At 59.1% G+C, this 22,121-nt stretch carries 22 protein-coding genes and 1 riboswitch; of the genes, 18 read left to right on the top strand and 4 right to left on the bottom strand.

Going from position 1 to position 22,121, the window contains the following annotated elements; translation table 11 throughout:
* Positions 1-38: 38 nt before the first annotated feature.
* The 3 genes from HDE79_RS12805 (at position 39) to HDE79_RS12795 (ending at position 3,066) form a co-directional block, all read left to right on the top strand.
* A complete protein-coding gene (locus HDE79_RS12805; protein WP_184602363.1) occupies positions 39-455 on the top strand; it encodes a hypothetical protein in 417 nt (138 codons plus the stop codon).
* 15 nt (positions 456-470) lie between these two features.
* Complete coding sequence (locus HDE79_RS12800; RefSeq protein WP_184602362.1) at positions 471-2,261, top strand: XVIPCD domain-containing protein; 1,791 nt, start codon at positions 471-473, stop codon at positions 2,259-2,261.
* 91 nt (positions 2,262-2,352) lie between these two features.
* Positions 2,353-3,066, top strand: a complete 714-nt coding sequence (locus HDE79_RS12795) for a hypothetical protein (protein ID WP_184602361.1) — start codon at positions 2,353-2,355, stop codon at positions 3,064-3,066.
* A 725-nt stretch (positions 3,067-3,791) separates the two neighbouring features.
* Here the strand turns inward: HDE79_RS12795 and HDE79_RS12790 are convergent.
* The gene (locus HDE79_RS12790; protein ID WP_184602360.1) at positions 3,792-4,286 is read right to left on the bottom strand and encodes a hypothetical protein; all 495 of its coding nucleotides are present in this window, start codon (positions 4,284-4,286) and stop codon (positions 3,792-3,794) included.
* Positions 4,287-4,551: 265 nt separating this feature from the next.
* Between HDE79_RS12790 and HDE79_RS12785 the strand changes: the two genes are divergently transcribed.
* Positions 4,552-4,977, top strand: coding sequence for a lysozyme inhibitor LprI family protein (locus HDE79_RS12785; RefSeq protein ID WP_184602359.1), 426 nt, complete (start codon positions 4,552-4,554; stop codon positions 4,975-4,977).
* Positions 4,974-5,417, top strand: coding sequence for a hypothetical protein (locus HDE79_RS12780; protein WP_184602358.1), 444 nt, complete (start codon positions 4,974-4,976; stop codon positions 5,415-5,417). Before HDE79_RS12785 ends, HDE79_RS12780 begins: the two co-directional genes overlap by 4 nt.
* 122 nt (positions 5,418-5,539) lie before the next feature.
* Here the strand turns inward: HDE79_RS12780 and HDE79_RS12775 are convergent, their stop codons facing one another.
* Together HDE79_RS12775 and HDE79_RS12770 are read right to left on the bottom strand one after the other, a co-directional pair.
* Complete coding sequence (locus tag HDE79_RS12775) at positions 5,540-7,036, bottom strand: DKNYY domain-containing protein (protein WP_184602357.1); 1,497 nt, start codon at positions 7,034-7,036, stop codon at positions 5,540-5,542.
* A gap of 23 nt (positions 7,037-7,059) precedes the next feature.
* Positions 7,060-8,094 carry a hypothetical protein gene (locus tag HDE79_RS12770; protein WP_184602356.1) on the bottom strand — a complete coding sequence of 345 codons (1,035 nt, stop codon included), beginning with the start codon at positions 8,092-8,094 and terminating at the stop codon, positions 7,060-7,062.
* Between the two features lie 522 nt (positions 8,095-8,616).
* Between HDE79_RS12770 and HDE79_RS12765 the strand changes: the two genes are divergently transcribed.
* The 12 genes from HDE79_RS12765 to HDE79_RS12710 all read left to right on the top strand — a co-directional run bounded on the left by HDE79_RS12765 (position 8,617) and on the right by HDE79_RS12710 (position 20,716).
* A complete protein-coding gene (locus HDE79_RS12765; RefSeq protein ID WP_184602355.1) occupies positions 8,617-9,162 on the top strand; it encodes a GNAT family N-acetyltransferase in 546 nt (181 codons plus the stop codon).
* Between the two features lie 444 nt (positions 9,163-9,606).
* Positions 9,607-10,653 (top strand): serine hydrolase domain-containing protein, encoded by a 1,047-nt coding sequence (locus HDE79_RS12760; protein ID WP_184602354.1) that lies wholly within the window; start codon positions 9,607-9,609, stop codon positions 10,651-10,653.
* 238 nt (positions 10,654-10,891) lie between these two features.
* A riboswitch (cobalamin riboswitch) is annotated at positions 10,892-11,139 on the top strand.
* Between the two features lie 139 nt (positions 11,140-11,278).
* On the top strand, positions 11,279-13,198 hold the full coding sequence (locus HDE79_RS12755; RefSeq protein WP_184602353.1) for a TonB-dependent receptor: 1,920 nt from the start codon (positions 11,279-11,281) through the stop codon (positions 13,196-13,198).
* A gap of 78 nt (positions 13,199-13,276) precedes the next feature.
* Entirely contained in the window at positions 13,277-13,864 is a 588-nt protein-coding gene (locus tag HDE79_RS12750) for a hypothetical protein (protein WP_184602352.1), read from the top strand.
* The gene (gene cobO, locus HDE79_RS12745; RefSeq protein ID WP_184602351.1) at positions 13,861-14,487 is read left to right on the top strand and encodes a cob(I)yrinic acid a,c-diamide adenosyltransferase; all 627 of its coding nucleotides are present in this window, start codon (positions 13,861-13,863) and stop codon (positions 14,485-14,487) included. The genes HDE79_RS12750 and cobO overlap by 4 nt, the downstream gene beginning before the upstream one ends.
* A gap of 50 nt (positions 14,488-14,537) precedes the next feature.
* Positions 14,538-15,455, top strand: coding sequence for an adenosylcobinamide-phosphate synthase CbiB (cbiB, locus tag HDE79_RS12740; RefSeq protein WP_184602350.1), 918 nt, complete (start codon positions 14,538-14,540; stop codon positions 15,453-15,455).
* The gene (cobD, locus tag HDE79_RS12735) at positions 15,448-16,431 is read left to right on the top strand and encodes a threonine-phosphate decarboxylase CobD (protein ID WP_184602349.1); all 984 of its coding nucleotides are present in this window, start codon (positions 15,448-15,450) and stop codon (positions 16,429-16,431) included. The genes cbiB and cobD overlap by 8 nt, the downstream gene beginning before the upstream one ends.
* Entirely contained in the window at positions 16,428-17,903 is a 1,476-nt protein-coding gene (locus HDE79_RS12730; protein WP_184602348.1) for a cobyric acid synthase, read from the top strand. The genes cobD and HDE79_RS12730 overlap by 4 nt, the downstream gene beginning before the upstream one ends.
* Complete coding sequence (cobU, locus tag HDE79_RS12725; protein WP_184602347.1) at positions 17,891-18,412, top strand: bifunctional adenosylcobinamide kinase/adenosylcobinamide-phosphate guanylyltransferase; 522 nt, start codon at positions 17,891-17,893, stop codon at positions 18,410-18,412. The genes HDE79_RS12730 and cobU overlap by 13 nt, the downstream gene beginning before the upstream one ends.
* Complete coding sequence (cobT, locus tag HDE79_RS12720; protein WP_184602346.1) at positions 18,409-19,455, top strand: nicotinate-nucleotide--dimethylbenzimidazole phosphoribosyltransferase; 1,047 nt, start codon at positions 18,409-18,411, stop codon at positions 19,453-19,455. The genes cobU and cobT overlap by 4 nt, the downstream gene beginning before the upstream one ends.
* Positions 19,452-20,003 (top strand): histidine phosphatase family protein, encoded by a 552-nt coding sequence (locus HDE79_RS12715; RefSeq protein ID WP_184602345.1) that lies wholly within the window; start codon positions 19,452-19,454, stop codon positions 20,001-20,003. The genes cobT and HDE79_RS12715 overlap by 4 nt, the downstream gene beginning before the upstream one ends.
* Positions 20,000-20,716: an adenosylcobinamide-GDP ribazoletransferase gene (locus HDE79_RS12710; protein WP_184602550.1), complete on the top strand. Its 717-nt coding sequence runs from the start codon at positions 20,000-20,002 to the stop codon at positions 20,714-20,716. The genes HDE79_RS12715 and HDE79_RS12710 overlap by 4 nt, the downstream gene beginning before the upstream one ends.
* Here HDE79_RS12710 and HDE79_RS12705 read toward each other — a convergent pair.
* Complete coding sequence (locus HDE79_RS12705) at positions 20,713-21,351, bottom strand: 2'-5' RNA ligase family protein (RefSeq protein WP_184602344.1); 639 nt, start codon at positions 21,349-21,351, stop codon at positions 20,713-20,715. The genes HDE79_RS12710 and HDE79_RS12705 overlap by 4 nt on opposite strands.
* A 56-nt stretch (positions 21,352-21,407) precedes the next feature.
* Here HDE79_RS12705 and bluB point away from each other — a divergent pair, with 56 nt between their 5' ends.
* Positions 21,408-22,118, top strand: a complete 711-nt coding sequence (bluB, locus tag HDE79_RS12700) for a 5,6-dimethylbenzimidazole synthase (protein ID WP_184602343.1) — start codon at positions 21,408-21,410, stop codon at positions 22,116-22,118.
* Positions 22,119-22,121 lie beyond the last annotated feature (3 nt).

Here is a 22,121-nt window from a genome sequence, read left to right as displayed (position 1 = left end):
TTCGCATGCGTTTCAAAGGTTCTTGGTTGATCCTGGGTTTGATGGTCGTGCCACCCGTGATGGCGCAATCGTCTTTTCAGGGCGACTGGCTCTACCAGCAGACGTGCGGTTGGAAGCATTCGGCCGACTTGCATTTGACGCAGCAAGGAAACGAAGTCAAAGGGCACTGGGGTGACGGCACCGCTCGCGGGCACGGAGACAGTGGTTCACTCCAAGGCACCCTCAAAGGCAAAAAACTGCTGGTCGGCTACTGCAACGATGACCCCGCTTCAAACGATGGCGCGATCTGTCCGAATTTCGACAAGGATCAACCGGATTACTACGTGCTGCGTGGCGATGAACTGGATTGGTATCAGAAGTTTGGCGATAAGCACCGAAAGTATCTGACGCTGCATCGTGAGATCAAAGGCAAGAAAACCCCTACGGACGATCACTGCCCGGATGATGATCAGTAAATTAGAGGATGTGTCATGGCCGATACCAACGAACCCCAATCTCCGGCACCAGCCTCAACTGTGCCACCACCTCAGACGCCCACCCCTGCTCGCGTTTCGGATGATCAGTTGCGCGCCACGATCTACTTTGCGGTCGGCGTAACCTCCGAAAGTCGTGATCAGGCCTACAAGCTCTCTGTCGCCGGCACCAATCCCCATGCGGCGGTACTGACTCCGGCCGACAACAGCGGATACAGCATCGGCACCATCCAGACTGACATGGGGCAACACTACCAACCCCATAAGCACGGTGGCGAAAACGTGCCCAAAGACCTGGTGGACGCCTATCAGGGCTGGGCCAAAACCAACCACAAGGATTGGGTGCTCGACCACACACAAGAAGCCCAGACGATCAGTGATCTGGGCCGCAATGGCCACAAGATCAGAGCCGACGCCGGGCGACCCGTTGACGCCGGGGTTCAGTCGCACCTCGACAGTTTTTTGGCCAGTAAAGAGGGCATCACATGGGTTCACAACCGTGATGTGTCTCAGGTCAACAAACTGATGGACGACGCAGTTACGCCTATTAAAGGCAGTGATGTTTACAAGCACGCAACCCCGGACGATCAGGTGCGGCTGGCGGCCATTACCGCCAAGGCCTACAACCAGAATGAGACACAGGGGAAAATCCTGGTGCATGACGTCGCGGCCAACAAATACCACAGCGTGGCCGAGGTGGGGGCTTCCCTGAATCATTTGGATGGCTATTTCAGGGATGGCCGCGATGGGGCACTGAGTGGCGCCAAAGTGGTCAACTCACTGCGCAATGGCGATGCCACCAATCCTCTTTCGACCACTTGGCAAAACGTTGCTTCCAATAGCTTGGTCAACCCAACCGAGCTGGACAAAGCACCGGGTAACCTCGCTGCTGAATATCCTACGGTGAAGGGCCTGTTTGTGCACGACGACAAAGCCGTGCCATTCATCACTGCCCTTGATAAAGGCGGCGCTTACCAGTCCACGCCACTGGATCGCCATCACCCCGGAGAGTTCAAGGGCGCCGGGTTTGTCGCCGAGGGAAAGGAGTTCGTGTCGTGGGGTGCGGACGGGCAGGGACATGCGTTCACGAACAACACATGGAGCACGGTTAACCGCAGCGACCTGTCGTTGGTGCAAAACGCGGATCACTCCAAGGATCTGAGCATCACCAAGGACGGTGCCACCCATCCGATGTTGCGGGTGGCTCAACCAGCTCCGCCACACCACGATCATCCAGCCCATCATGGCCACACTGCTCATGGCGCGCATGCGCCCGCAACACACGAAGCGGCCCCGGCTCATCACGCACCAGCGCATCATCCTGCCCCCCACCATGCAGCACCATCACATGCGCATGACCCACGCGATGCCGGACACCCCGAGCATGCGATGAATCAGAGCGTGCACGGTCAGATTGGGAAGCTGTATGCGGAGAACGGCCTGAGCTTGGATGCCAAACAGCACGAGGCGCTGACCGCCGGCGTCATGGCGGATGCTCGGCGTGAAGGGATGAAGAACGTCAGCGGCATCGCTTTTGGTGAAGATTTCCGAAGCGGGAAAATCGACATCACCGAAATCCACGCCTTTCAGGGCAGCCCCGAAGACCCGCGAACAAAGTGGAGTGCGACGCAAACCCAGCAAGCCACCCAAACACCGCCTGAGCAGCACTACCAGCAGTTTGCCCAAGCCACCCAGCAACAGGTCCAAGCGCAACAGCAGGTCGCTCAGCAAAACGCCCAGGTTGTGCAGCCGCAGCCTCCGGGTGGCCCCACGATGAGGATGGGTTGAGCGGACCGCCATAGCAACTCGAAGCCTTTTAGACATGAGCGGACGCTAGATACGAAAGAACAATCGGTTACCTCTGGCGACTGCATGAGATATGCGTAAAGAGCTAATTCCCATATTCACTAACCTTCCAGAAGACAACTTTGGCGTGCATGTCGAAGACGAGATGGATGTGCAACGATTGTTATGGCTGGTCAACCAGATTGGCGAAACAAAGTTGCGCAAGTCGGCAGCCAAACGAAACAAATACTATCCAGACAGAAAATTGTTCGTCTCGGTCATTCTGAAACGCTTCCAGCTCAAAGTGCCGCCGAATGTCTACGCGGAGGTCAAGGTCCTCATTTATTGGGTGTATCTCTTGGTGTTGCATGACCATTCGGCCATCAAAGTCGGCATGACAGGTCGTTGGCCGAACAGAGCTTATGATTTTGTGAAAACCGCCAACTACACCAAGAATTTTGATGAAGCGTTGGTTGTCCTGTTCGACACAGAAATGAGCGTGGCATTCTGTGCATCATCGAAAAGTGCAGCTGCCGAAATCGAGGACGAAACCAAAAAGGTGTTCGCTCATCGCAGGGTGCCATCCCCTTACGAGCGCGGATTGATCAACTATGACTGCGGAGGCCATACCGAGTGGTTCGATCACTCGGCTTACGCAGAAATCATTGAACATGTCGCCCCCATCGGGTTGCGCACATCATTGCGCGCCAACCTGACATGGAAAGACCAAATGCAAGGGCTCGATACGATCAGCGGCCCGGCGTGTAGCGGCGAAACTCCCCTGACCAGTCCATGCGCGGCGACCTAAATTCGGCCATCACGTCATTCGGCGAATGCGGACGGATCACGATTTCCCCGTCGACCAGTTCATCGCAGAAGCGTCCCCCCTGAGGTGGCTCGATGGCGTAGCGGCTGGCGTGCGGATCACCGTGGACTAGGCGGGCATGCAAGACACAGATGTGAGGCCCATGCACCTGCGCGACCAAGCGATGTGGCTCGAACCGGATTTCGGTGTAAACCCCATGAGGACCTCGGGCGTGGAGGACTCCATCAAAGAGAGGGGGCGGAGCAGGCGGTGCGCAAAGTGCAGTGGTGCTGATGCTCAGAAGCATGATGGTGACCCACGCCTTGGATCGAAACCGGATGGCAAGCGTGCGGCCAATTGGGCAGGTGGTTGCCTGGGCAACACGTGTAGAGGTGGTATCGGGCAGGGTGTCCATCGGTGCTTCTCAAAAAATCAGCGGACAATTAGAACATCTGCGAGTCGCACACGCTGAGATCTATTTCGCTATCGTCGGACCTAGACATCATGCAAGCGCATGGGCTTTACATATGCCTTGCCAGTTTCATCGGGAGCGCGGCAGTGCTGATCCCTTGACGGAAACTGGTGAGCTCAAAGAGAGCAGCCGACTTTTCAAACAACGATTAGTTCGTTTTGTCTGGTCATGGCAATGAATGCTCATGGAGATGATGACAGGGGGCTGGCGTATGAGCGCCGCCCCCGAGTCACATCTCTGCCTTCCGGAAAACGGGTTACGGCAACCCGACTACCGAGCCTTTCCAAACATAGAAGTCGTCAGGAACGTCGAATTTATCCCCGACAACGACTGTATAGATCCGATACTTTTTCCCCACGACGAGTGTGGCCCCGCCATCTTTCACCGCCGGTGTTACGACGGTGCATTCTCCTGAGTCCTGCTCACCTTGATAGTTGTGGAGGATTTTCAGTTTCCAGGTAGGCTGACCCGCAACGGATGGAGCGGTCCCCAGCACCTGTGCATCGAAAATCGGACCTTTGTACAGCCCATTGGTGATGTGGTCGTCGGATGTCTTCCGGATGGCCGAGATTGACGCCTTGATTTGTGCGGGCGTCAACTTGACCTTGACTTTGCCCTGGTCCACAGACATCGGACAGCGCGCCGTTTTGCTGACAAAGGGAATGAGGCAATCCTCTGCGCGTGCGGTGCTGACCGACAGCGACGCACCGAAAACGCAGGCGACTGCCACGATAGCTTTGATCATGTGCATGGTTCACTCCTTGAAATGGGTAAGAGTCTGGTGCGTCGAACGCGATGTTCATCACGCAGGGGTCAGAGAACGCCTGACATGGAGGACAGGTGACTATATGATCCGCGCGATAAAAGGTGCAACGATCATGGCATGCACGGGATAGGGGGCTGCTTTGGATAGACCTGACATTCTCTGTCAATCAGCAGCAAACTTTGGCGTAGGCTCTTTTGCTGATCAAGCAAAAATCACCAGCATTTGTCCCTTGAAAACGAGGAAACGCTCCATGCATGTCAGCAAAAGATTTATCGCCATGTTGATGGTCAGTTTGCCGGCGGCCGCATTCGCCGCAGGATCAAAGGATCCGACAGCGGTTGCACTCGATCGGTGCCTCAATGATGCTGCCAACGCATCGACCGCTGGACAGACCGATTGCGAGGCGACGGCAACAAAGGCCTACGATCACCGGATGAACGCCGCGTATGCCACCTTGATGCGCAAGCTTCCGCCAAATGTCGCCACCGACCTTCGCGCCTCGCAGAGAACCTGGCTGACTTTTCGGGATCAAGAAGCGAAAGCCCGTGGCGCGCTATTCGAAACGCGGCAGGGCACGATGTATGTGCCGATGCAGGCAGGGGATGCCACCAATTTCATCCGTGATCGGGCACTGCAACTGGAAGGCTACGTGGCCGTCATGGCGATTGACGAGTGAGTGACATCAGTTTGGATCGTCCACCGATTGTTCTGCGCCGACCGAAAGGCTCCGAGCTCTATTTTCTGATGGCTGGCGTGTACGCCGTTCTCATCGGCATCGGCACGTCCTTCATTCCCCTAATGCTGTTTGAGGCGATCGCAGTTGGCGTGGTCGGAGGCATCGTCAGCTTGGTGGGCTTCATCCAGGTCACACGACCCACCACGTTGACCTTGGCGCCCGGAGGTCTCGGTTACGTGATCCTCGGCATACGAAGGTCGTGGGCGTGGAAAGACATATCGGGATTTCGCGAAGAGCGGATTCGCAGTGGGACAGTGATTGCCTTCAACGTGCAGAAGGGCGGACGCATGGGCGTGTTCGCCATCCCCGGATTCTTTCAGCTGAAACCTACCGAGTTGGCGGCGCTGTTGAATGATGCTAAGGACCGATGGTCGCGTTAGCGAGGGAAAATCCAGGTTGACTTCGAGAGCCAAGACCGGAAAAAGCCGGTAAAAGCTTGTGCAACCCTGCAAAGCACATTCAGCCATTTTCTTGTAGCACGGACTGCGTGCCGATACTTGGATCACTTCCAGATTTCCCACATGGCTGGATAGCGGGAAGTCATGCGGCAAACAAGGGTGGCATTCGAAGAATCAAATTCTTGAATATCGTTTGCATCCAAGACTTTCAGTCGTTCGTCGTCGGCTTGCGACGCATTTTGGTCGGACACGATATCGCGCTTTAACCCATCGAGATTCGATACGAGATACAGCGCATCGTTGAAGAAATTGCTTTGGCCGGCGAATGGCGCAAAGTAAAGCTGGGAGCCCGCTCTCCACAAAGTCCCTTCCGTTCCGATCCCGTCATTGCCGGGTATGTCGGCCACCTTGCTCCATTGCGCGCGCGCCAAGCCGGGCAGCATCCATAACTGAGTTGTACGCGTCCTCAGCGAGGGATCGTTCCTCGAATGTCCCCAAGCTTCGCCAGCACGCAATACGAAGGTGTCGTGTGCATCCGCCCAAACGCCGGGCGATAGCTCGACAGGTGCTCCATTCGACATGCTGGCGGCGTGGAATGGGTTCGTGCAACCACGCTTGAGCTTGCCTTCCTGATATTCCCAGTACCAGATGCCCGACGAGTTGTAGAAAAGTTCGTGGTTGGAACGCTCGCGGTCGGCGATCAACATATGCAGGCCGCTGCTGTCCACGCCATCGACCTTGCCGGGAAACGGTTGCGCGCCGAAGTAAAACTGTCCTGTCGCGGTGTCCTGCCCATAGTGATTGTCGAACGAATCGCCCTCCGGCACCAGCGCGTAGAACGCACTCGGTCCAGCGCCAGGAAGTGGCTTGCCTTCGTAGTACACGCGGTGGTCGTCGCGCGCGTAAGGTTCGTCCTCGCGTCCGGTGAAATGGCCCCAACCGCGCGTGACTGCACCCAGCGAAGGCCCGTCCGCGCCGGGAATCAAGGTGCCTTCGTAAAACATGTGCTCGCCATCCTCTGCATAAGCGCCAACCAGCGGTTTCAAGCTAGCGGCGTGCACCGGGTTCAACTCGAACAACATGTAGTCCTTTTCGCGCGGTTTCTCCGGGCTGTCTTCATCGTTGCTGCGGGTGAAGAATTGCCACCAATGGTAGGCTGGGTTGTCCTTTTCCTCGGTACAATACCAGGCGCGTGTTCCATCGCTGACGTAGCCATTCTGAGCGAAGCGTACCTGCTCAGGCTGAAGTTGCGGAATTACCTGCGAGCCGCAGTACACCGCATGTTTGCCTTTGCCGAGATTGGAAGAATACTGTTCGCTCAGCGGGCTGAAGCTGGTGGCGTCGGCGCCTTGCACGAGGTAATAGCCTTGGCCCGGAATGTTTATGTAGATATGCCCTTGATAGCGCGTGTAGTTGCCTGACACGGTTTCGCCCATGCCGGCGTCCTCGCTGTGCGGCTTCGACTGCAAGTTCAGGAAAACCGCGACCGCCCCGAGCAGAACCACAAGTGCGGCAATCAGCGGCACCAGACGCTTCATAGCGCCTGAGCTCCTCCTCAACCAGATAATCAGAAGAACCACGCCCAGCAGCAGCAGGGACAAAGCCAGAACCAATAACAGAGGCATCACCGCGGCCACCCCTTCGGAGTGTTCACGCTGACGCCCAATGCGCAAATCAGGCCTATGCCCAGCCAAATGGGTAGCATCAGTTCGATCAAGCCCCAGCCTTGTGGTGCAAACCAGGCGTTGCTGACAAAGGCGATCGCATAGCTGGGCTGCGCCGGGTCGACGTATGCCAGCACATGCTGGCCTTCCACCACATCCGCCGCATCATCGACGCGGGCAGCTGTGGGGAACAGGCGGAAATCCAGCGCCTCGGCCTGCCCGCGTCGTTCGGCGCCCTGCCAGCGATAGCTCAGTTCGCATTCGGTCTGGTCGTGCCCCTTATAACTGCCGCTGTATCCCGCGGCGCAGTGGATGAGAATGGCAGGCACCTCTACCAGGCCGCGATGCGCGGACAGCAACAACTGGTTGGCCGGCCGGTTGGCCCAGGCGTACAGCGTGGCCCCGAACAGCAGACACCAGAGTACCGCTGGAACAAGTCGCAACCAGCGCCCGCGTCCGGCATGGCCAAAGCGCACGGGCACCAGCCGACCTTGTTCGTCGTAATCGTAGTCGGCGCGATGCGCTACCTGTAACGAAAACTTGCCGGACGCCAAGACGATGGCCGCAAACAGTCCGACGTAGAACAGCATCCCCAACGCCCAAGCCGGAAATGCCAACCATTGTGTGGGCAAAATATCGGGGCGATCCGGGTAGCGCGGATCCACCTGGATCTCCACCGAGCCGCCGCGATTAAAGGTAGCGAGCTGGTGATGCAGGCCGTCCAGGCCGATGAAGGCATCGTCGGACTCCCACACCAACGCCTGAGCCGACACCGCCCGATCGCCGACGCGATAATCCAGCATGCACTGGATGCCGTCGGTGTGGTACTTGCCGCGGCGCAGGAGGGTGCAATCACGGGTACTGCCGCGGGTAGTTATGGCGCTAGAAGAGTAACCAAACAACAGGCCGCCGATGCGCGGTGAAAAAGCCATGCACAACCAGATAGCGGAGCCGAGCGTGCAAATCAGTGCCGTCGCCAGTTTCTTCGCGGACATCTCCCTCTCCATGCTCCGGCCACACTCTCACAGAGGCAAGACTATTTCACATTTCCCATCTCGTACAGCCAGCTTGACCTTGGAGACGATGCACTGCCGGACTGAGACTTGTGCAACAGCGTTCGTGATGATGTGCTTTCAAGACACGGGATTTCGGTGATTCGCTCTGCGACACGAAGCCCATGACGTTCGACTTCTACCGGCTTGAAACAGAGGCGGCTGTCAATCCCGGATCACCCCGGATCGACTTCGCATTTGATCACCGTGTTCGATCCGCCAAGCCCTATTGCGATGTCGAGATCGCACTGAAGCTGGAACTTGGATAGCGGTCGTGGAGGGCACGCGGCTGCCTTGGTATCCGGACGGGACGTAGCCACTGAAGAGTCAGAAGTCATCGCCGCCAGAGGCGTGATAGCCTTCCGACACTTTGGTCAACTCACGAGGTCAATACCTCCCGGTTTGATTGAGCGTCTCAGGGCTTGGTGGAGTTGAAGTCGTGGATAGGCAATCTGCCCGTGCGACATGATTGACGCTCTCAACCTCCCGCACCATATTCAATTCATGATCAGCATTGAGCCCATATCGAGAACGCACTTGCCATTCGTTCAACGTCATGCGTCGGATCCCATCATCTCAGCGGCAAGTTTGGTTCCTTATCCCTATCCAGACGACGGCGCCGCGCGATGGTATGACGTGATCCATCCAAAGATCGAAGCTGGGCTTGCTAAGGTTTTTGCCATCAAGAGCAATGATGATTTTTGTGGTGTCGTTTCGATCAACCAGATTGACCAACAGACTGGGTCAGGAAGTGTCGATTACTGGGTTGCCGTTCCGTTCCATGGCGTCGGGGTGGGGAGCCGCGCCGTGAATCTGGTGCTTTGGCATGCCCACGAGCGCCTTGGGCTTTTCAAATTCAACAGTGCATGTCTGCTCAGGAACATCGCGTCTGTCCGAGTGCTAGAAAAGAACGGATTCAAGCAAAAGGCGCAGATGATCCTTCGCGATGGACGTTTCAAAGGCGAGACGTTTTGTCGTTTCGAGCGTCCAGTGGCTGACGTGCTTACTTGATATGACTGCCCTATAGGGGCCACATGAATGCCCGGTTGATAACAGGTGTCGAGATGGGCGAGGTTATCAGGAGATCATCGCAGCGCAGCCGTTCAGCGTTTGATCCTGTCTGCCGTTGGAGGGATGGTGTCGCCGTGGTTTCGGCGGTCGCCCATTGGCATGGCCAACAAACCGGTTCCGCCAAGCCTTGGGCTGCGCAGAATGTGACGCAGGTTTGCGGTGCCAACATTATGGTGGTCAGTGCCGATCAGACTGCGGGTCAACCACCACTAGAGCCAACACACTGACTAAACCCTTTCTCCGCGGCATGCATCAGTCCTCTGGTGCGCAGTCGAGCCATGCCCCATGGCTGGGTGTCCGACGTTACGGTTTTCGCGGTAATCCGGTGGATATCTGGAAGAGCGTATTACATCAACATCTGAATATGGTCATTCAAGGTGGACTATGAAGCTTATTCGCAAGAGTGTCGCTGCCGTTATCTTCTGCTTAGTCATTGGACCGTGCGCAGCGAAGGTGCAGCCGGCAACAGTTGCCCAACTCAATGCCTATCTTGATCAAGCCCATCAGGCAGGATTGTTGAATGGAAACATCCTGATCGCCGATCACGGAAAGGTCATCCTTCGTCGCGCCATCGGCTATGCAGACGCCTCTCGTACACTTCTCCTGAAACTTTCAGACAGGTTCGATATCGGATCGATCACCAAGGAGTTCGATGCCGTCGGCATATTGATGCTCGCGCAAGAGGGAAAGCTGTCGCTAACCGATCCTGTGTCTAAGTATCTCCCCGACCTTCCGCCATGGGCGACGACGATAACGATCGAAGATCTGCTGAACTACACGAGCGGATTGCCGGAGGTGGACTGGAACACCGTGAGTAGCGACGCGGACAATTACAGGAATCTTCGCGCGCTCAAGCAGCTCGATTATCCCGCCGGAACACATTACGCCTACAACAACAACAACACATTCCTGCGCAGGAGAGTGATCGAGAAAGTCAGTGGAATGAGCTTCAATGACTTCCTCGGAAAAAGGGAGTTTCCGAGGGCCGGCATTCGCGACGCCGTGATAGATCCGACGGATGCGACGCCACGAGTGGCGAAAAGTTTCGATGCGAATTACAAGCAAGATCCGATGACAGTGGACATCACGGGCTGGCCGGCACTGACCGTGGATGATTTCCTACGGTGGTCAAACTGTATGACGAGTTTCTGTCTCATCACTCCGGATAGCACGCGTCAGATCGTGACCACTCAGGACTCCAAGTGGCAGACCGGCCTTGGACATGGTGAGATGGTCGGCAATCATCTGGTGCGGCATGTGCATGATGGTAACGATCATAATTTCGAAGCGTTGCTGACGACGGACTCCTCGAAGGGTCGAACGCTCATCCTCGTGACCAATCAAAACGATCATGTGTATGCCATAGACGACGCTATAAATGCCATCCTTGATGACAAGCCTTACGTACCCTTAAGTGCCGCGAAAAAATAGTGGTGTATTCACTAGAGCTTGTATTGCGAAGTTCATTCTATGAAAAGGCTCGCGAAGAGAGGCTGCGAATTCCGGTGAAGTTGGACGTTGATTCCGGTTGCCTCGGATCGGCGTGCTGGTAGTGGTAAGCCCGCTTAGTCACACCGCGCGCAAAGGACGACGGCCGAGCAATGGCGCTCCGTGTACCTGGCCTACCCGTCGGGAACGGTGTAGGGAATGGAGCTCGCTACATTTCTGTTAACATGGCTTTGCCTAAGGTGATTGCCGGCATGGGCCGGCAGTTGAAACGTGAATCCGGTGCGATGCATTTGGCTTGCCACTGCGTCTATTCCGGGGCTGCCCCCGCAACGGTAAGTGAGTTGTGACCCGCAAGGGTCGCCGGATCAACATTAGCCACTGTGTGTCATGCATGGGAAGGCGTTGATCCAGAAGACGCAAAGTCTTCGACCACGAGCCCGGAGACCGGCCTTGAGCGTGAACTCCGGTTTGCTCGCGGTGGGGCGAGGCTTGGGAGCGCCGGGTGCGGTTCACGCGCTCGTCGTGCTTTTCATGTCCCTAATCCTTTCGCAGTCGCCGGCATATTTATCTTTGCCGTACGGGGCCGTGCGGCTGGGGAACCTCCAAAATGAAACACCACACGACGCTGAATCGCCGCGCGCTCGCGGCCGCCCTGTTACTGGCTCTATCTGTAGCGCCTACCGCTTTTGCACAAACCGTCACGCAGCCCGACACCTTGTCGACCGTAGTCGTCACCGCGACGCGTACGCCTGAGACCGTGGACGATACGCTGTCGTCGGTTACCGTCATCACGCACGATGACATCGAGCGCCTGCAACCGACTTCACTGGCGGATTTGCTCACCGGTCTGCCCGGTGTGTCGATCGCCCAGACGGGTGGCATCGGCCAGCCGGTTTCGCTGTTCCTGCGCGGCACCAACTCCGGCCAAACCTTGGTGCTGATTGACGGCGTGCGCATTGGCAGCGTGTCGCTGGGCACGCCGGCGTTGGAGCAGATTCCGGTGAATGCGATCGATCACATCGAGATCGTGCGCGGTCCGCGATCGAGCCTGTACGGTTCGGATGCGATAGGCGGCGTGATCCAGATATTCACCCGCCACGGCTCGGACAGCGGCAACATCGAGCCGTCGGTAAGCGTGACTACCGGTAGTCACGGCTTCATCAATAGTCAGGCGGGCGTATCGGGCGGAGATGGCCACTACTGGTTCAACGCCAGCCTCGGTGGCGAATACACCAGTGGCATTCCGTCCTGCCGCCTGGGAGCAGCAGAACTGGGCGTGGCTTGTTTCACGGATGACCAGCACAACGATCCGTACCGCAACTACAACGGTCTGGCTAACTTCGGCTACCGCTGGGACAACGGCACCGAGCTGGCCTTCAACTGGCTGCGCAGCAAGAGCGACAATTTTTATGCGGGCAGCCCGTTCGGCGGCAACAACAACGAGGAAGAGCAGTACGCCACCGGCGCACGCCTGAGCTTCACTCCAGTGGATATCTGGAAGGTCACGCTGAGCGCCGGGCAGAATCGCGATGACTCTGCCACTTTCTATCAGGGCGATTATTTCGGCCAGTACTACCCGCGTGCTCCGACGGGTTATTTTGACTCGCGCCAGAACCAGGCGTCGTGGCAGAACGACATCACCCTGGCTCCCGGTCAGCTGCTCAGTGTGGGAGTGGACTACCTGCAGCAGCACATCGACAGCGACACCGATTTCATCGTCGATACGCGCGGTGATACCGGCACCTTCGCGCAGTATCAGGGCACCTTCGGCCAGAACGAAGTGCAGGTATCCGGACGCCACGACAATGACGACGAATACGGTTCCCACAACACCGGCGCAGTGGCCTGGGGTTATCACTTCGATCACGGTCTCGTGCTGTCGGCCAGCTACGGCAGTGCCTTCCACGCGCCGACTTTCGACGACCTGTACTACCCACCTTTCGACGGCACCCCCACCGCCAACCCGAACCTGAAGCCGGAAAGCTCGCACTCGGCCGAACTCGGCCTTACGCAGCAACTCGACAGCTGGCACTGGGGTCTGAATGTCTATCAGACCCGCATCACCGACCTGATCACGCTTGACAGTAACTTCGTGCCACAGAACATCAGCAGCGCGCAGATCCGTGGCGTGGAAGGCCAGTTCGGTTTCACGTTGAACGACTGGCGCGTGCAGACCGACTTGACCTGGCTGCAACCGAAGGACAACAGCGACGATGCGAACAACGGCAACTGGCTGCCGCGCCGTGCGGGTCAGACCGCTCGCGTGGACGTGGACCGCAAGTTCGGCCAGTTCAACGTCGGCGCCACTTTCTTCGCGGCGGGCAAGCGCTACGATGATGCGGCCAATCAGATCCGCCTCGGCGGTTACGCTACCACCGCTCTTCGCGCCAGCTATACCTTCGCGCCCAACTGGCAGGTGGAGGCGAAACTCGACAACGTGTTCGACCACAACTACGAGACAGCGTATTACTACAACCAGCTCGGTCGCACCTGGTACCTGACGCTGCGTTACCAGCCGGGACTGTAATGTTCGGAGTGATGGACTGGCGCCCGCGAGTCCATCACTGACGTGTAACGCAAACATGACCGCTTGAGGAGTCGCGCGATGAAATCACTATCGGGTTCCCGCTTTACCTTGCTGTTAGCCGCGTTGGTGCTGGTCATGCTGGCGACACGCTTCAAGCACTTCGGCGACGTGCTGCATTTGCCGGACGCGTCGATGGCGATCTTTTTTGTGGGCGGTCTGTTCTTGCGCAAGCACTGGGCCTTCGCCGTGTTCATCCTGCTGGCCGTAGGACTGGACCAGGTGTCGATCCATTACGCCGGCATCAGCGACTTCTGCGTCACGGTCGCCTATGCCTTCCTTCCACTGGCCTATGCGGCGCTGTGGTATGGCGGCCGTTTGTACTCGTCACGCCTCCGTGCTGACGCGTGGCCGCTGGTCGGGGCATGGTGCGTGGCTTTGCTCTCGGCATCGATTTCCTTTGCCATCTCAAATGGGTCGTTCTATTGGTTGGGCGGCCGCTACCCGAACCCTCATATGGTCGAATATCTGCAGCGCCTGTGGCAGTGGGGTCCGCTGTTTGTTCGCACCACCATGGGTTATGTCACGACGGCGTTGGTCGCCTACGTCGTAGGCAGCCGCGTCGTGGTCTGGTATGGCGCGCACCACGTGTCAGAGGCTCGCACATGAGCGACGAATCGCACTCAGAGGAATCGGCTGCAGACGCGCATCATCGCGAGCGCATGCAGCGCAAGAAGGAGCTGATTGATCGGCGCATCGCCCGAGCCACCATTGAGCGTGGTGTGCTAGTGGTCAATACGGGTAATGGCAAAGGCAAAAGTTCGTCAGGCTTCGGCATGCTGGCTCGCGCGCTCGGCCATGGCTTTCACTGTGGCGTGGTGCAGTTCATCAAGGGCAGTTTTTCCACCGGAGAGGAGGCGTTCTTTCGTCGTTTTTCCGATGAGCTCGACTATCACGTGATGGGCGAAGGCTATACGTGGGAAACGCAGGACAAGGCACGCGATATCCGAGCCGCTGAAGCTGCCTGGCAGATAGCCGCAGGCATGTTGGCCGACCCACAGTACGACTTCGTATTGCTGGATGAACTCAACATTGCCTTGGTGAAGGGTTACATCGATGTGGAGAAAGTGTGCGACGCACTGCGTGCGCGTCCTCCGCAACAGCATGTCGTGGTGACGGGCCGTGGTGCTCCGGATGCACTGGTTGAGCTTGCAGATACGGTCACCGAGATGCGCGTGGTGAAGCACGCTTTCCAGGCAGGCATCCGCGCGCAAAAGGGCATCGAGCTTTAGCCCATGGCGTTTACGCCTTATCCATGCACGGCCGCAACGCTGTTCATGCCATGACGACGGCATGGGCGATGCTGGCAGCGGTGTTGATCGATGCCTGGCTGGGCGAACCATCGCGTGCGCACCCACTAGTGGGATTCGGGCGTCTGGCGCGCTGGCTCGAAGCGCGGTTATACGCTGATCGTCGTGGTTCGGGTGTCTGCGCTTGGTTGTTGACGGTCATGCCGCTGGTGCTATTGGCCTGGGGCGCCGAGGCTTGGCTGGGCCGGCTGTCGGCATGGGTGGCATCTCTTTTTAATGTGCTGGTGCTCTATGCCGTCATCGGGCTGCGCAGCCTTGGTGATCATGCGATGCCCGTGGCATCGGCTTTGCGTGACGGTGACATGGCGCGTGCCCGCCAAGCGGTCGCGCGCATGGTCAGCCGCGACACACAGGTGCTAGACGAACACCAAGTGGCTGCGGCCGCCACCGAGTCGGTGCTGGAGAACGGCAACGATGCCGTCTTCGGCGCATTGTTCTGGTTCGCCGTGCTGGGAGCCCCGGGGGCGTTGCTGTACCGGCTGGCGAATACACTCGATGCCATGTGGGGCTATCGCACGACACGCTACGAGAACTTCGGCTGGGCCGCGGCGCGCATCGATGACGTGCTTAATTATGTTCCTGCGCGACTCACGGCATTGAGTTACACGCTGCTTGGCCAGACACGCCGCGCATGGCGCTGCTGGTGCAAGCAGGCAAAGCTGTGGGACAGCCCTAATGCCGGGCCGGTAATGGCGGCCGGCGCAGGTGCGCTGGGGGTCCAGTTGGGAGGTGCCGCGCCTTACGACGGAGTGTGGGAAGCGCGCCCGGATCTTGGCGAAGGCGACCCGCCAGACGCCAACGTCATCGCGCGCTCACTGGCGTTGGTGCGCCGTAGCGTGGTGCTGTGGTTGGTGGTGGCGTTTCTATACGGTGGCCTGGCCTATGCTTGAACACGGCGGACGTTTGTTGCGTGCTGCGCGCACCTATGGCATCGCGCCAGCGGACTGGCTCGATTTGTCTACGGGCATCAGTCCCTTTGCGTGGCCCGTGCCACCCATACCAGCCGCTGCGTGGGCACGACTGCCCGATGATGAGGACGGTCTAGTCGAGGTGGCGCAGGCTTACTACGGCGCGCCACAGCTTCTGCCCGTCGCCGGTTCGCAGGCGGCCATCCAGACATTACCTCTGCTGCGGTCCGCGTCGCGGGTCGGCGTTATTGCACCCGGTTACAACGAGCATGCGCATGCGTGGCGGCGCGCTGGTCATCAGGTGATCGAGCTTGCGGCAGAAGAGTTGTTTGCGCGGGTCGATGATGTCGACGTGGTGGTGCTGATCCATCCGAACAATCCCGGTGGCGATCGTTTTGATCTGGCCACATTGTTGGCCTGCCATGCACGCTTGGCAGCTCGCGGTGGCTGGCTGATTGTCGACGAGGCCTTCATGGACGCCACGCCCAACGACAGCCTGTGTCCGCATACCGCCAACGAGGGGCTGATCGTGTTGCGCTCGGTGGGAAAATTTTTCGGCATGGCGGGCGCACGCGCCGGTTTCATTTGTGCGAACGCCACTTTGCTTGATGCGGCGCGTGAGCGGCTCGGCCCGTGGACCGTGAGTGGCCCGGCTCGCTATGTCTTGCGTCACGCATTGGCCGATCTCGCGTGGCATGCACAGGCACGTACGCGCCTGCAGGCGTGCAGTGCATGTCTTGCGCAGTTGCTGACGAAACACGACATCGCTCCCACTGCCGGTTGCGCGTTCTTCCAATGGTGGCGGAGTGAGCGGGCTAACGATGTGCACCGCGCACTCGCTGCGCAAGGCATCCTCACGCGCCTTTTCGATCGGCCTCAAAGCCTCCGTTTCGGCTTGCCGGAAAACAACGCTGCCTTTGAGCGGTTGGATGCCGCTTTGGCGCAGTGCGCACGATGAGCGGCGTCTTGATGGTGCAAGGGTGTACCTCCGACGCCGGCAAGAGCGCGTTGGTCACCGGGCTGTGTCGCTGGTTGCGTCGACGCGGCGTACGCGTGGCGCCGTTCAAGCCACAGAACATGGCACTCAATTCGGCCGTCACCGTGGATGGTGGAGAAATTGGTCGCGCGCAGGCGGTGCAGGCGCAAGCGGCGGGCGTCGATCCCCATACGGATTTCAATCCGGTGCTGCTCAAGCCCAATAGCGATATCGGTGCGCAGGTGATCGTGCACGGGCATGCCATCGGCAACATGGACGCACGCCACTATCACGACTACAAGCGCGTGGCGATGGATGCCGTGTTGGCTTCGCATGCACGGCTGGTCGCGCAATACGATGCGGTGATTGTCGAGGGCGCCGGCAGCCCCGCCGAAATCAACCTGCGCGAGCATGACATTGCCAACATGGGTTATGCCGAAGCCGTGGATTGCCCCGTGGTGTTGATCGCCGATATCGACCGTGGCGGTGTGTTCGCGCACATGGTTGGCACACTGGCCTTGTTGTCCGAGAGCGAGCGCAAACGGGTAGTAGGCTTCGTCATCAACCGTTTTCGCGGCGACATGGCGTTGCTGCAGCCGGGCCTGGACTGGCTGGAACGCGAAACCGGCAAGCCGGTGCTGGGCGTGCTGCCTTACCTGCATGGTTTGCAACTGGAAGCAGAGGATGCCTTGCCGCGTCAGCGCGAGCACAAGCCGCAGGCGCGATTGCGCGTGATAGTGCCGGCGTTGCCACGTATCAGCAATCACACCGATCTGGATGCCCTGCGCGCACATCCCGATGTCGAGCTGACTTTGGTCGGCCCGGGTGAGTTGCCGACGGCTTGCGATTTGATCGTGCTACCGGGTTCCAAGTCCACCCGCGCCGATCTGGCATGGCTGCGCGGGCAGGGCTGGCCGCAGGCCATCGCCAGGCATCTGCGTTATGGTGGCAAAGTGATAGGGGTCTGCGGTGGTTTTCAGATGCTTGGGCGAGTCGTGCACGATCCGCACGGCCTCGAAGGCGAACCCGGCTCAAGTGAAGGTTTGGGCTGGTTCGACATGGAGACCGTGCTGGAACCGCAAAAGCAGCTGCGTCGTACGCATGGCCGACTTTCATGGACGGATGCCCTGGTCAGTGGCTATGAAATCCACTGCGGTATCAGTCATGGCGATGCGCTGGCCTGTCCATCGAGCTTGCTCGATGACGGTCGCAACGATGGTGCGCTGTCTGCAGACGGCCAAATTCTCGGCAGTTATCTGCATGGCTTGTTCGATCAGCCGCAGGCATTGACCGCGCTGCTGGCGTGGGCCGGTGTGCGCGATGCTGCAGCAGTGGACATGCATGCCTTACGCGAAGAGAGTATCGACCGGCTGGCCGATGCCGTGGAGAATCATTTGGATAATGCTGCGCTGCTCAGGCTGATCGGCATGGGAGAACCATCGTGCGCACACTGATACTCGGAGGTGCCCGTTCGGGCAAGAGTGCGCTGGCCGAGCGGCTGGCGCGTGAATCCGGACAAGAGGTGGTCTATATCGCGACCGCGCAGGCGCACGATGCAGAGATGGCTGTCCGTATCGCCCATCATCGTGATCGTCGCCCGGCGCACTGGCAAAGTGTGGAAGAGCCTCTGGCGCTGGCCGATACCTTGCGTGCATACGCCCACCCTGATCGTTGCGTGCTGGTCGATTGCCTCACCCTGTGGCTCAGTAACCTGCTTGGTGATGCCGACGACAAGCGCCTTGGGCGCGAATGCGAAGCCTTCCTCGAGGTGTTGTCTGTACTCCCCGGCGAGTTACTTTTTGTCAGCAATGAAGTAGGCCTCGGCGTGGTACCGATGGGTGAGTTGACGCGCCGCTTCGTTGATGAAGCGGGGCGCCTGCATCAGGCTATGGCGGCCCGCTGCGAACGTGTGTTGTTTGTGGCAGCGGGGTTGCCGCTGCCTCTCAAAGGAAATCTTGCATGAGTCATGATTGGTTGTTTCAGCCGTGTGCCGTCAGCGACGCGGACAGCGAAAATGCCGCCCGTGCCCACCAGGCACAACTGACCAAGCCACCAGGTTCACTCGGTGCGCTGGAAAAGCAGGCTATTCGTCTGGCCGGGTTGCAACGCAGTGCCCGGCCATCGGTGCAGCAGGTATGGATCAGTGTCTTCGCCGGCGATCATGGCGTTGCGGCGGAAGGCGTATCGGCTTTCCCGCAAGTGGTGACGGGTGAGATGGTGCGCAACTTCGCCCATGGCGGCGCCGCGATCAGCGTGCTTGCACGGGCCCTCGGCGCCCAGCTTGAAGTGGTGAATCTGGGCACGGTGAACGATCCCGGCGAACTGCCTGGGGTACGTCGGGCGATCATCGCGTCGCAGACGCACAATTTCTGCGAGCAGGCGGCGATGACGCCAGCCCAGCTTGATGCCGCGTTGCGCACCGGTGCTGACAGCGTTGCGCAGGCTCATACAGCGGGCGCGCAGTTGTTTATCGGCGGGGAAATGGGCATTGCCAACACCACATCGGCAGCGGCGCTGGCCTGCGCCTTGCTGGGCGAGTCGCCGGCCACCCTGGCCGGTGCAGGCACAGGGTTGGATGCCAAAGGTATCGAGCACAAGGCCGAGGTGATCGCCCGCGCGTTGGCCCGGTATCCTAATGATGCGGATGCGCTGGCGTGGCTAGGGCGCGTGGGCGGCTTCGAGATCGCTGCGCTGACGGGCGCCTATGTAGCGGCGGCACAGTGTGGCGTGGCGGTGCTCGTCGACGGTTTCATCACCACCGTTGCCGCACTGGCTGCAGTGCGCATCAATCCCGCTTGCCGCGCCTGGATGTTTTTCGGTCATCGCTCGCGCGAACAGGGACACACGCGCGTGCTTGCAGCACTGGATGCTGATCCTCTGCTGGATCTTGGCTTGCGCCTGGGCGAGGCCAGTGGTGCGGCGACGGCAGTGCCTTTGCTGCGTCTGGCCTGCGACCTGCATGCGGGCATGGCGACGTTTGCCCAGGCCGGAGTGAGCAACGCATGAGCGGAAGTATCGATCTGCTCCGTCACGGCGACACTGGCCAGACCAGCTACCGGGGCCAGCTCGACGATCCACTCAGTACCTTGGGTTGGTCGCAACTGCGTGCGGCGACGGCGGATCGTCGTTGGGATTCCATCGTCACTTCGTCGCTATGCCGCTGCACTGATTTTGCGCGGGAACTGGCCACGGAGCAGGGCATACCGCTGCGCGTCGACAGTCGACTTGCCGAATATCACTTCGGCCATTGGCAGGGCGTAAGCATCGAAAGGCTGGCACAGGAGCAGGGTGTTGCACTGGGACAGTTCTGGGCCGACCCAGTGACAAACCCGCCGCCAGGTGCCGAGTCGTTTGCGGCATTTCGGGATCGCCTGTGTGCTGCATTGAGCGATATCGCCGTGGAAGCCACCGCGCATCGCGTGCTGGTGGTAACCCACGGCGGTGCCATCCGTCTGCTGCGTTGCGAGTCCGAGGGACGCGATTTTGGCGATATGGCCAGCATTGATGTACCGCACGCTTCCCTGCACCCATTGGGTTGGCGAGTACCGGCCTGATGCGTTCGTTGCTTGCCGCGCTTGGTTTTCTCACCCGGGTGCCGGTGCCCGCGTGGGTATTCAAAGATGCCGGGGCAACGAACGCCTCGCTGGCCTGGTATCCCACGGTGGGATTGCTGATAGGGGGCGTGCTTTGGGGTTTGGCGTGGATCGGCAGCAGCTTGCCGCCACTACTCCTGGCCGCACTGCTCTTGCTCGTATGGACCGGATTGACCGGTGCCTTGCATCTGGACGGTCTGGCCGACAGCGCCGATGCCTGGGTCGGTGGTCTCGGTGATCGTGAGCGTACGTTGGCGATCATGAAGGATCCACGTAGCGGCCCTATGGGCGTGACTGCCGTGGTGCTTGTGTTGCTGCTCAAGTTTGCTGCACTGGCGAGCTTGCCGCTCGCCGACACAGCGATCTGGCTGGCGCCGATGCTGGCGCGTACAGCCATCACAGCGGCCTTTCTTTCGATGCCCTACGTTCGTAGCCAAGGCCTTGGCAGCGCGCTGACACACTCGCCCCGGCTGCCCTGCATAGTCGGCGTATTGGCAGCGGTCGCAGTCGCTGCGTGTAGTGGATGGCATGGCGCGCGTGCTTTGCTCGCCGCGTCGGTCGTGTTTGCATGCTGGCGGTTTGCATGCATGCATCGCCTGGGAGGCATGACGGGCGACACGCTGGGAGCATTGACCGAGCTCGCCGAAGTGGTGGTGCTGATCGTGCTGGTCTAAGCGGATTCCAACCTGACGACGTGCCGAGTTTCCAGCGGCCCGAAGTGAAGGCGGGCGTCATAGGTTGCGTACTCAAGCTGGTTTATTCGCAGCGACGTCGACGGCGCATCGATCTCACACAGTCGCTGGCGAACTTCCTCCGCCGTGGCTTTGCGTTTATATAGCCCCAAGGTGACATGCGGCGCGTACGTGGCCTGCCGAACTTCTTTCGCCGCTACTTCCAAGGCGCAGCGCCACCGGGTCAGTTGCCCGGATGGATCCATCACGGGAATGAAGACGGCACTGGCGAAGCTGTCGGGCGCGCCCAGTGGAAGCGAACATGCGGCGCTACGCAAGCCCTGCAGTGACTCGATTTGATCGTGCAGTTGCGTGGGTGAGAAGTCATCATGCGCAACGCGCAATTGTTGCTCGAAACCGCAGACGAACAGGGTCAGATGCGGTTGGCGCTGCTGGGATGGATGCAGCAGGTCAGCAAGCCGCCGTCGTGCGGTTTCGATGTATTCCAGTAACACCGAATCGTTCACGGGAATGATCCAAACGCCATATCGTTGCCGGTACCGATGCCACTCCGGATAGTCGCGCAACTCGGCAACCACCGTTTCGGATGGGCCATGTTTCAAGTCCGAGATCAGCATGTGCTCATGCTACCCGATACCATGCGCTCAACGATTTAGGTCCGAGGTGGTTGAGGATGAGCACAGTCAATGTTGGCAATGAGGCCGATGCTACTTTTTCGGATGTGGAGCGAGATGCCGTATACAAGTGCATCTTCAATCGGCGCGACGTTCGCTCTCAGTTTCTCCCCGACTCCGTTCCCGAGGACGTGCTGGCCCGCATTCTGCGCGCCGCTCACCACGCCCCATCGGTGGGTTTCATGCAGCCCTGGGATTTCATCGTCGTGCGGGATGCCAGTGTAAAACGCCGTGTCCACGATGCTTTTCAGATCGCGAACGCGGAAGCGGCCTCAATGTTCAGCGACGAACGCCGACAGACGTATCAGTCACTCAAGTTGGCGGGCATTCTGGATGCGCCGGTGGGCATCTGCGTGACTTGCGACAGAACTCGCTCCGGCCCCGTCGTTCTTGGTCGCACGCACCAGCCGGAGATGGATCTTTATAGTGCGGTCTGCGCGGTACAAAACTTGTGGTTGGCGACGCGGGCAGAAAACATCGGCCTGGGCTGGGTCAGCATCGTGGATCCGCAAAACTTGCGCGAAGCATTGGGTATTCCGAATTCCATTGTTCCCATTGCTTACCTCTGCATCGGTTACGTCACTCATTTCCTCAAAAAGCCAGAGTTGGAAACGGCCGGCTGGCTTCCGCGCATGCCACTTCGCGACGTCGTATGGTTCGATCAGTGGCATGCTGAAGAGGGTGCGGAATCTCTGCTTCAACACCTTTAGGAT

The organism is Rhodanobacter sp. MP1X3 (assembly GCF_014207165.1).
Classification (GTDB): domain Bacteria; phylum Pseudomonadota; class Gammaproteobacteria; order Xanthomonadales; family Rhodanobacteraceae; genus Rhodanobacter.
Note: the sequence above shows the minus strand (reverse complement) of the source record. Positions and strands in the feature narration are given on the sequence as shown.

Coding starts and splice junctions, on each gene's coding strand:
- HDE79_RS12750 (WP_184602352.1), top strand. CDS start 13,277: ATGAAATCACTATCGGGTTCCCGCTTTACCTTGCTGTTAGCCGCGTTG.
- HDE79_RS12705 (WP_184602344.1), bottom strand. CDS start 21,351: ATGCTGATCTCGGACTTGAAACATGGCCCATCCGAAACGGTGGTTGCC.
- HDE79_RS12800 (WP_184602362.1), top strand. CDS start 471: ATGGCCGATACCAACGAACCCCAATCTCCGGCACCAGCCTCAACTGTG.
- HDE79_RS12790 (WP_184602360.1), bottom strand. CDS start 4,286: ATGCACATGATCAAAGCTATCGTGGCAGTCGCCTGCGTTTTCGGTGCG.
- HDE79_RS12785 (WP_184602359.1), top strand. CDS start 4,552: ATGCATGTCAGCAAAAGATTTATCGCCATGTTGATGGTCAGTTTGCCG.
- HDE79_RS12730 (WP_184602348.1), top strand. CDS start 16,428: ATGAGCGGCGTCTTGATGGTGCAAGGGTGTACCTCCGACGCCGGCAAG.
- HDE79_RS12755 (WP_184602353.1), top strand. CDS start 11,279: ATGAAACACCACACGACGCTGAATCGCCGCGCGCTCGCGGCCGCCCTG.
- cbiB (WP_184602350.1), top strand. CDS start 14,538: ATGACGACGGCATGGGCGATGCTGGCAGCGGTGTTGATCGATGCCTGG.
- cobT (WP_184602346.1), top strand. CDS start 18,409: ATGAGTCATGATTGGTTGTTTCAGCCGTGTGCCGTCAGCGACGCGGAC.
- HDE79_RS12795 (WP_184602361.1), top strand. CDS start 2,353: ATGCGTAAAGAGCTAATTCCCATATTCACTAACCTTCCAGAAGACAAC.
- bluB (WP_184602343.1), top strand. CDS start 21,408: ATGAGCACAGTCAATGTTGGCAATGAGGCCGATGCTACTTTTTCGGAT.
- HDE79_RS12770 (WP_184602356.1), bottom strand. CDS start 8,094: ATGTCCGCGAAGAAACTGGCGACGGCACTGATTTGCACGCTCGGCTCC.
- HDE79_RS12760 (WP_184602354.1), top strand. CDS start 9,607: ATGAAGCTTATTCGCAAGAGTGTCGCTGCCGTTATCTTCTGCTTAGTC.
- HDE79_RS12765 (WP_184602355.1), top strand. CDS start 8,617: ATGATTGACGCTCTCAACCTCCCGCACCATATTCAATTCATGATCAGC.
- cobD (WP_184602349.1), top strand. CDS start 15,448: ATGCTTGAACACGGCGGACGTTTGTTGCGTGCTGCGCGCACCTATGGC.
- cobO (WP_184602351.1), top strand. CDS start 13,861: ATGAGCGACGAATCGCACTCAGAGGAATCGGCTGCAGACGCGCATCAT.
- HDE79_RS12715 (WP_184602345.1), top strand. CDS start 19,452: ATGAGCGGAAGTATCGATCTGCTCCGTCACGGCGACACTGGCCAGACC.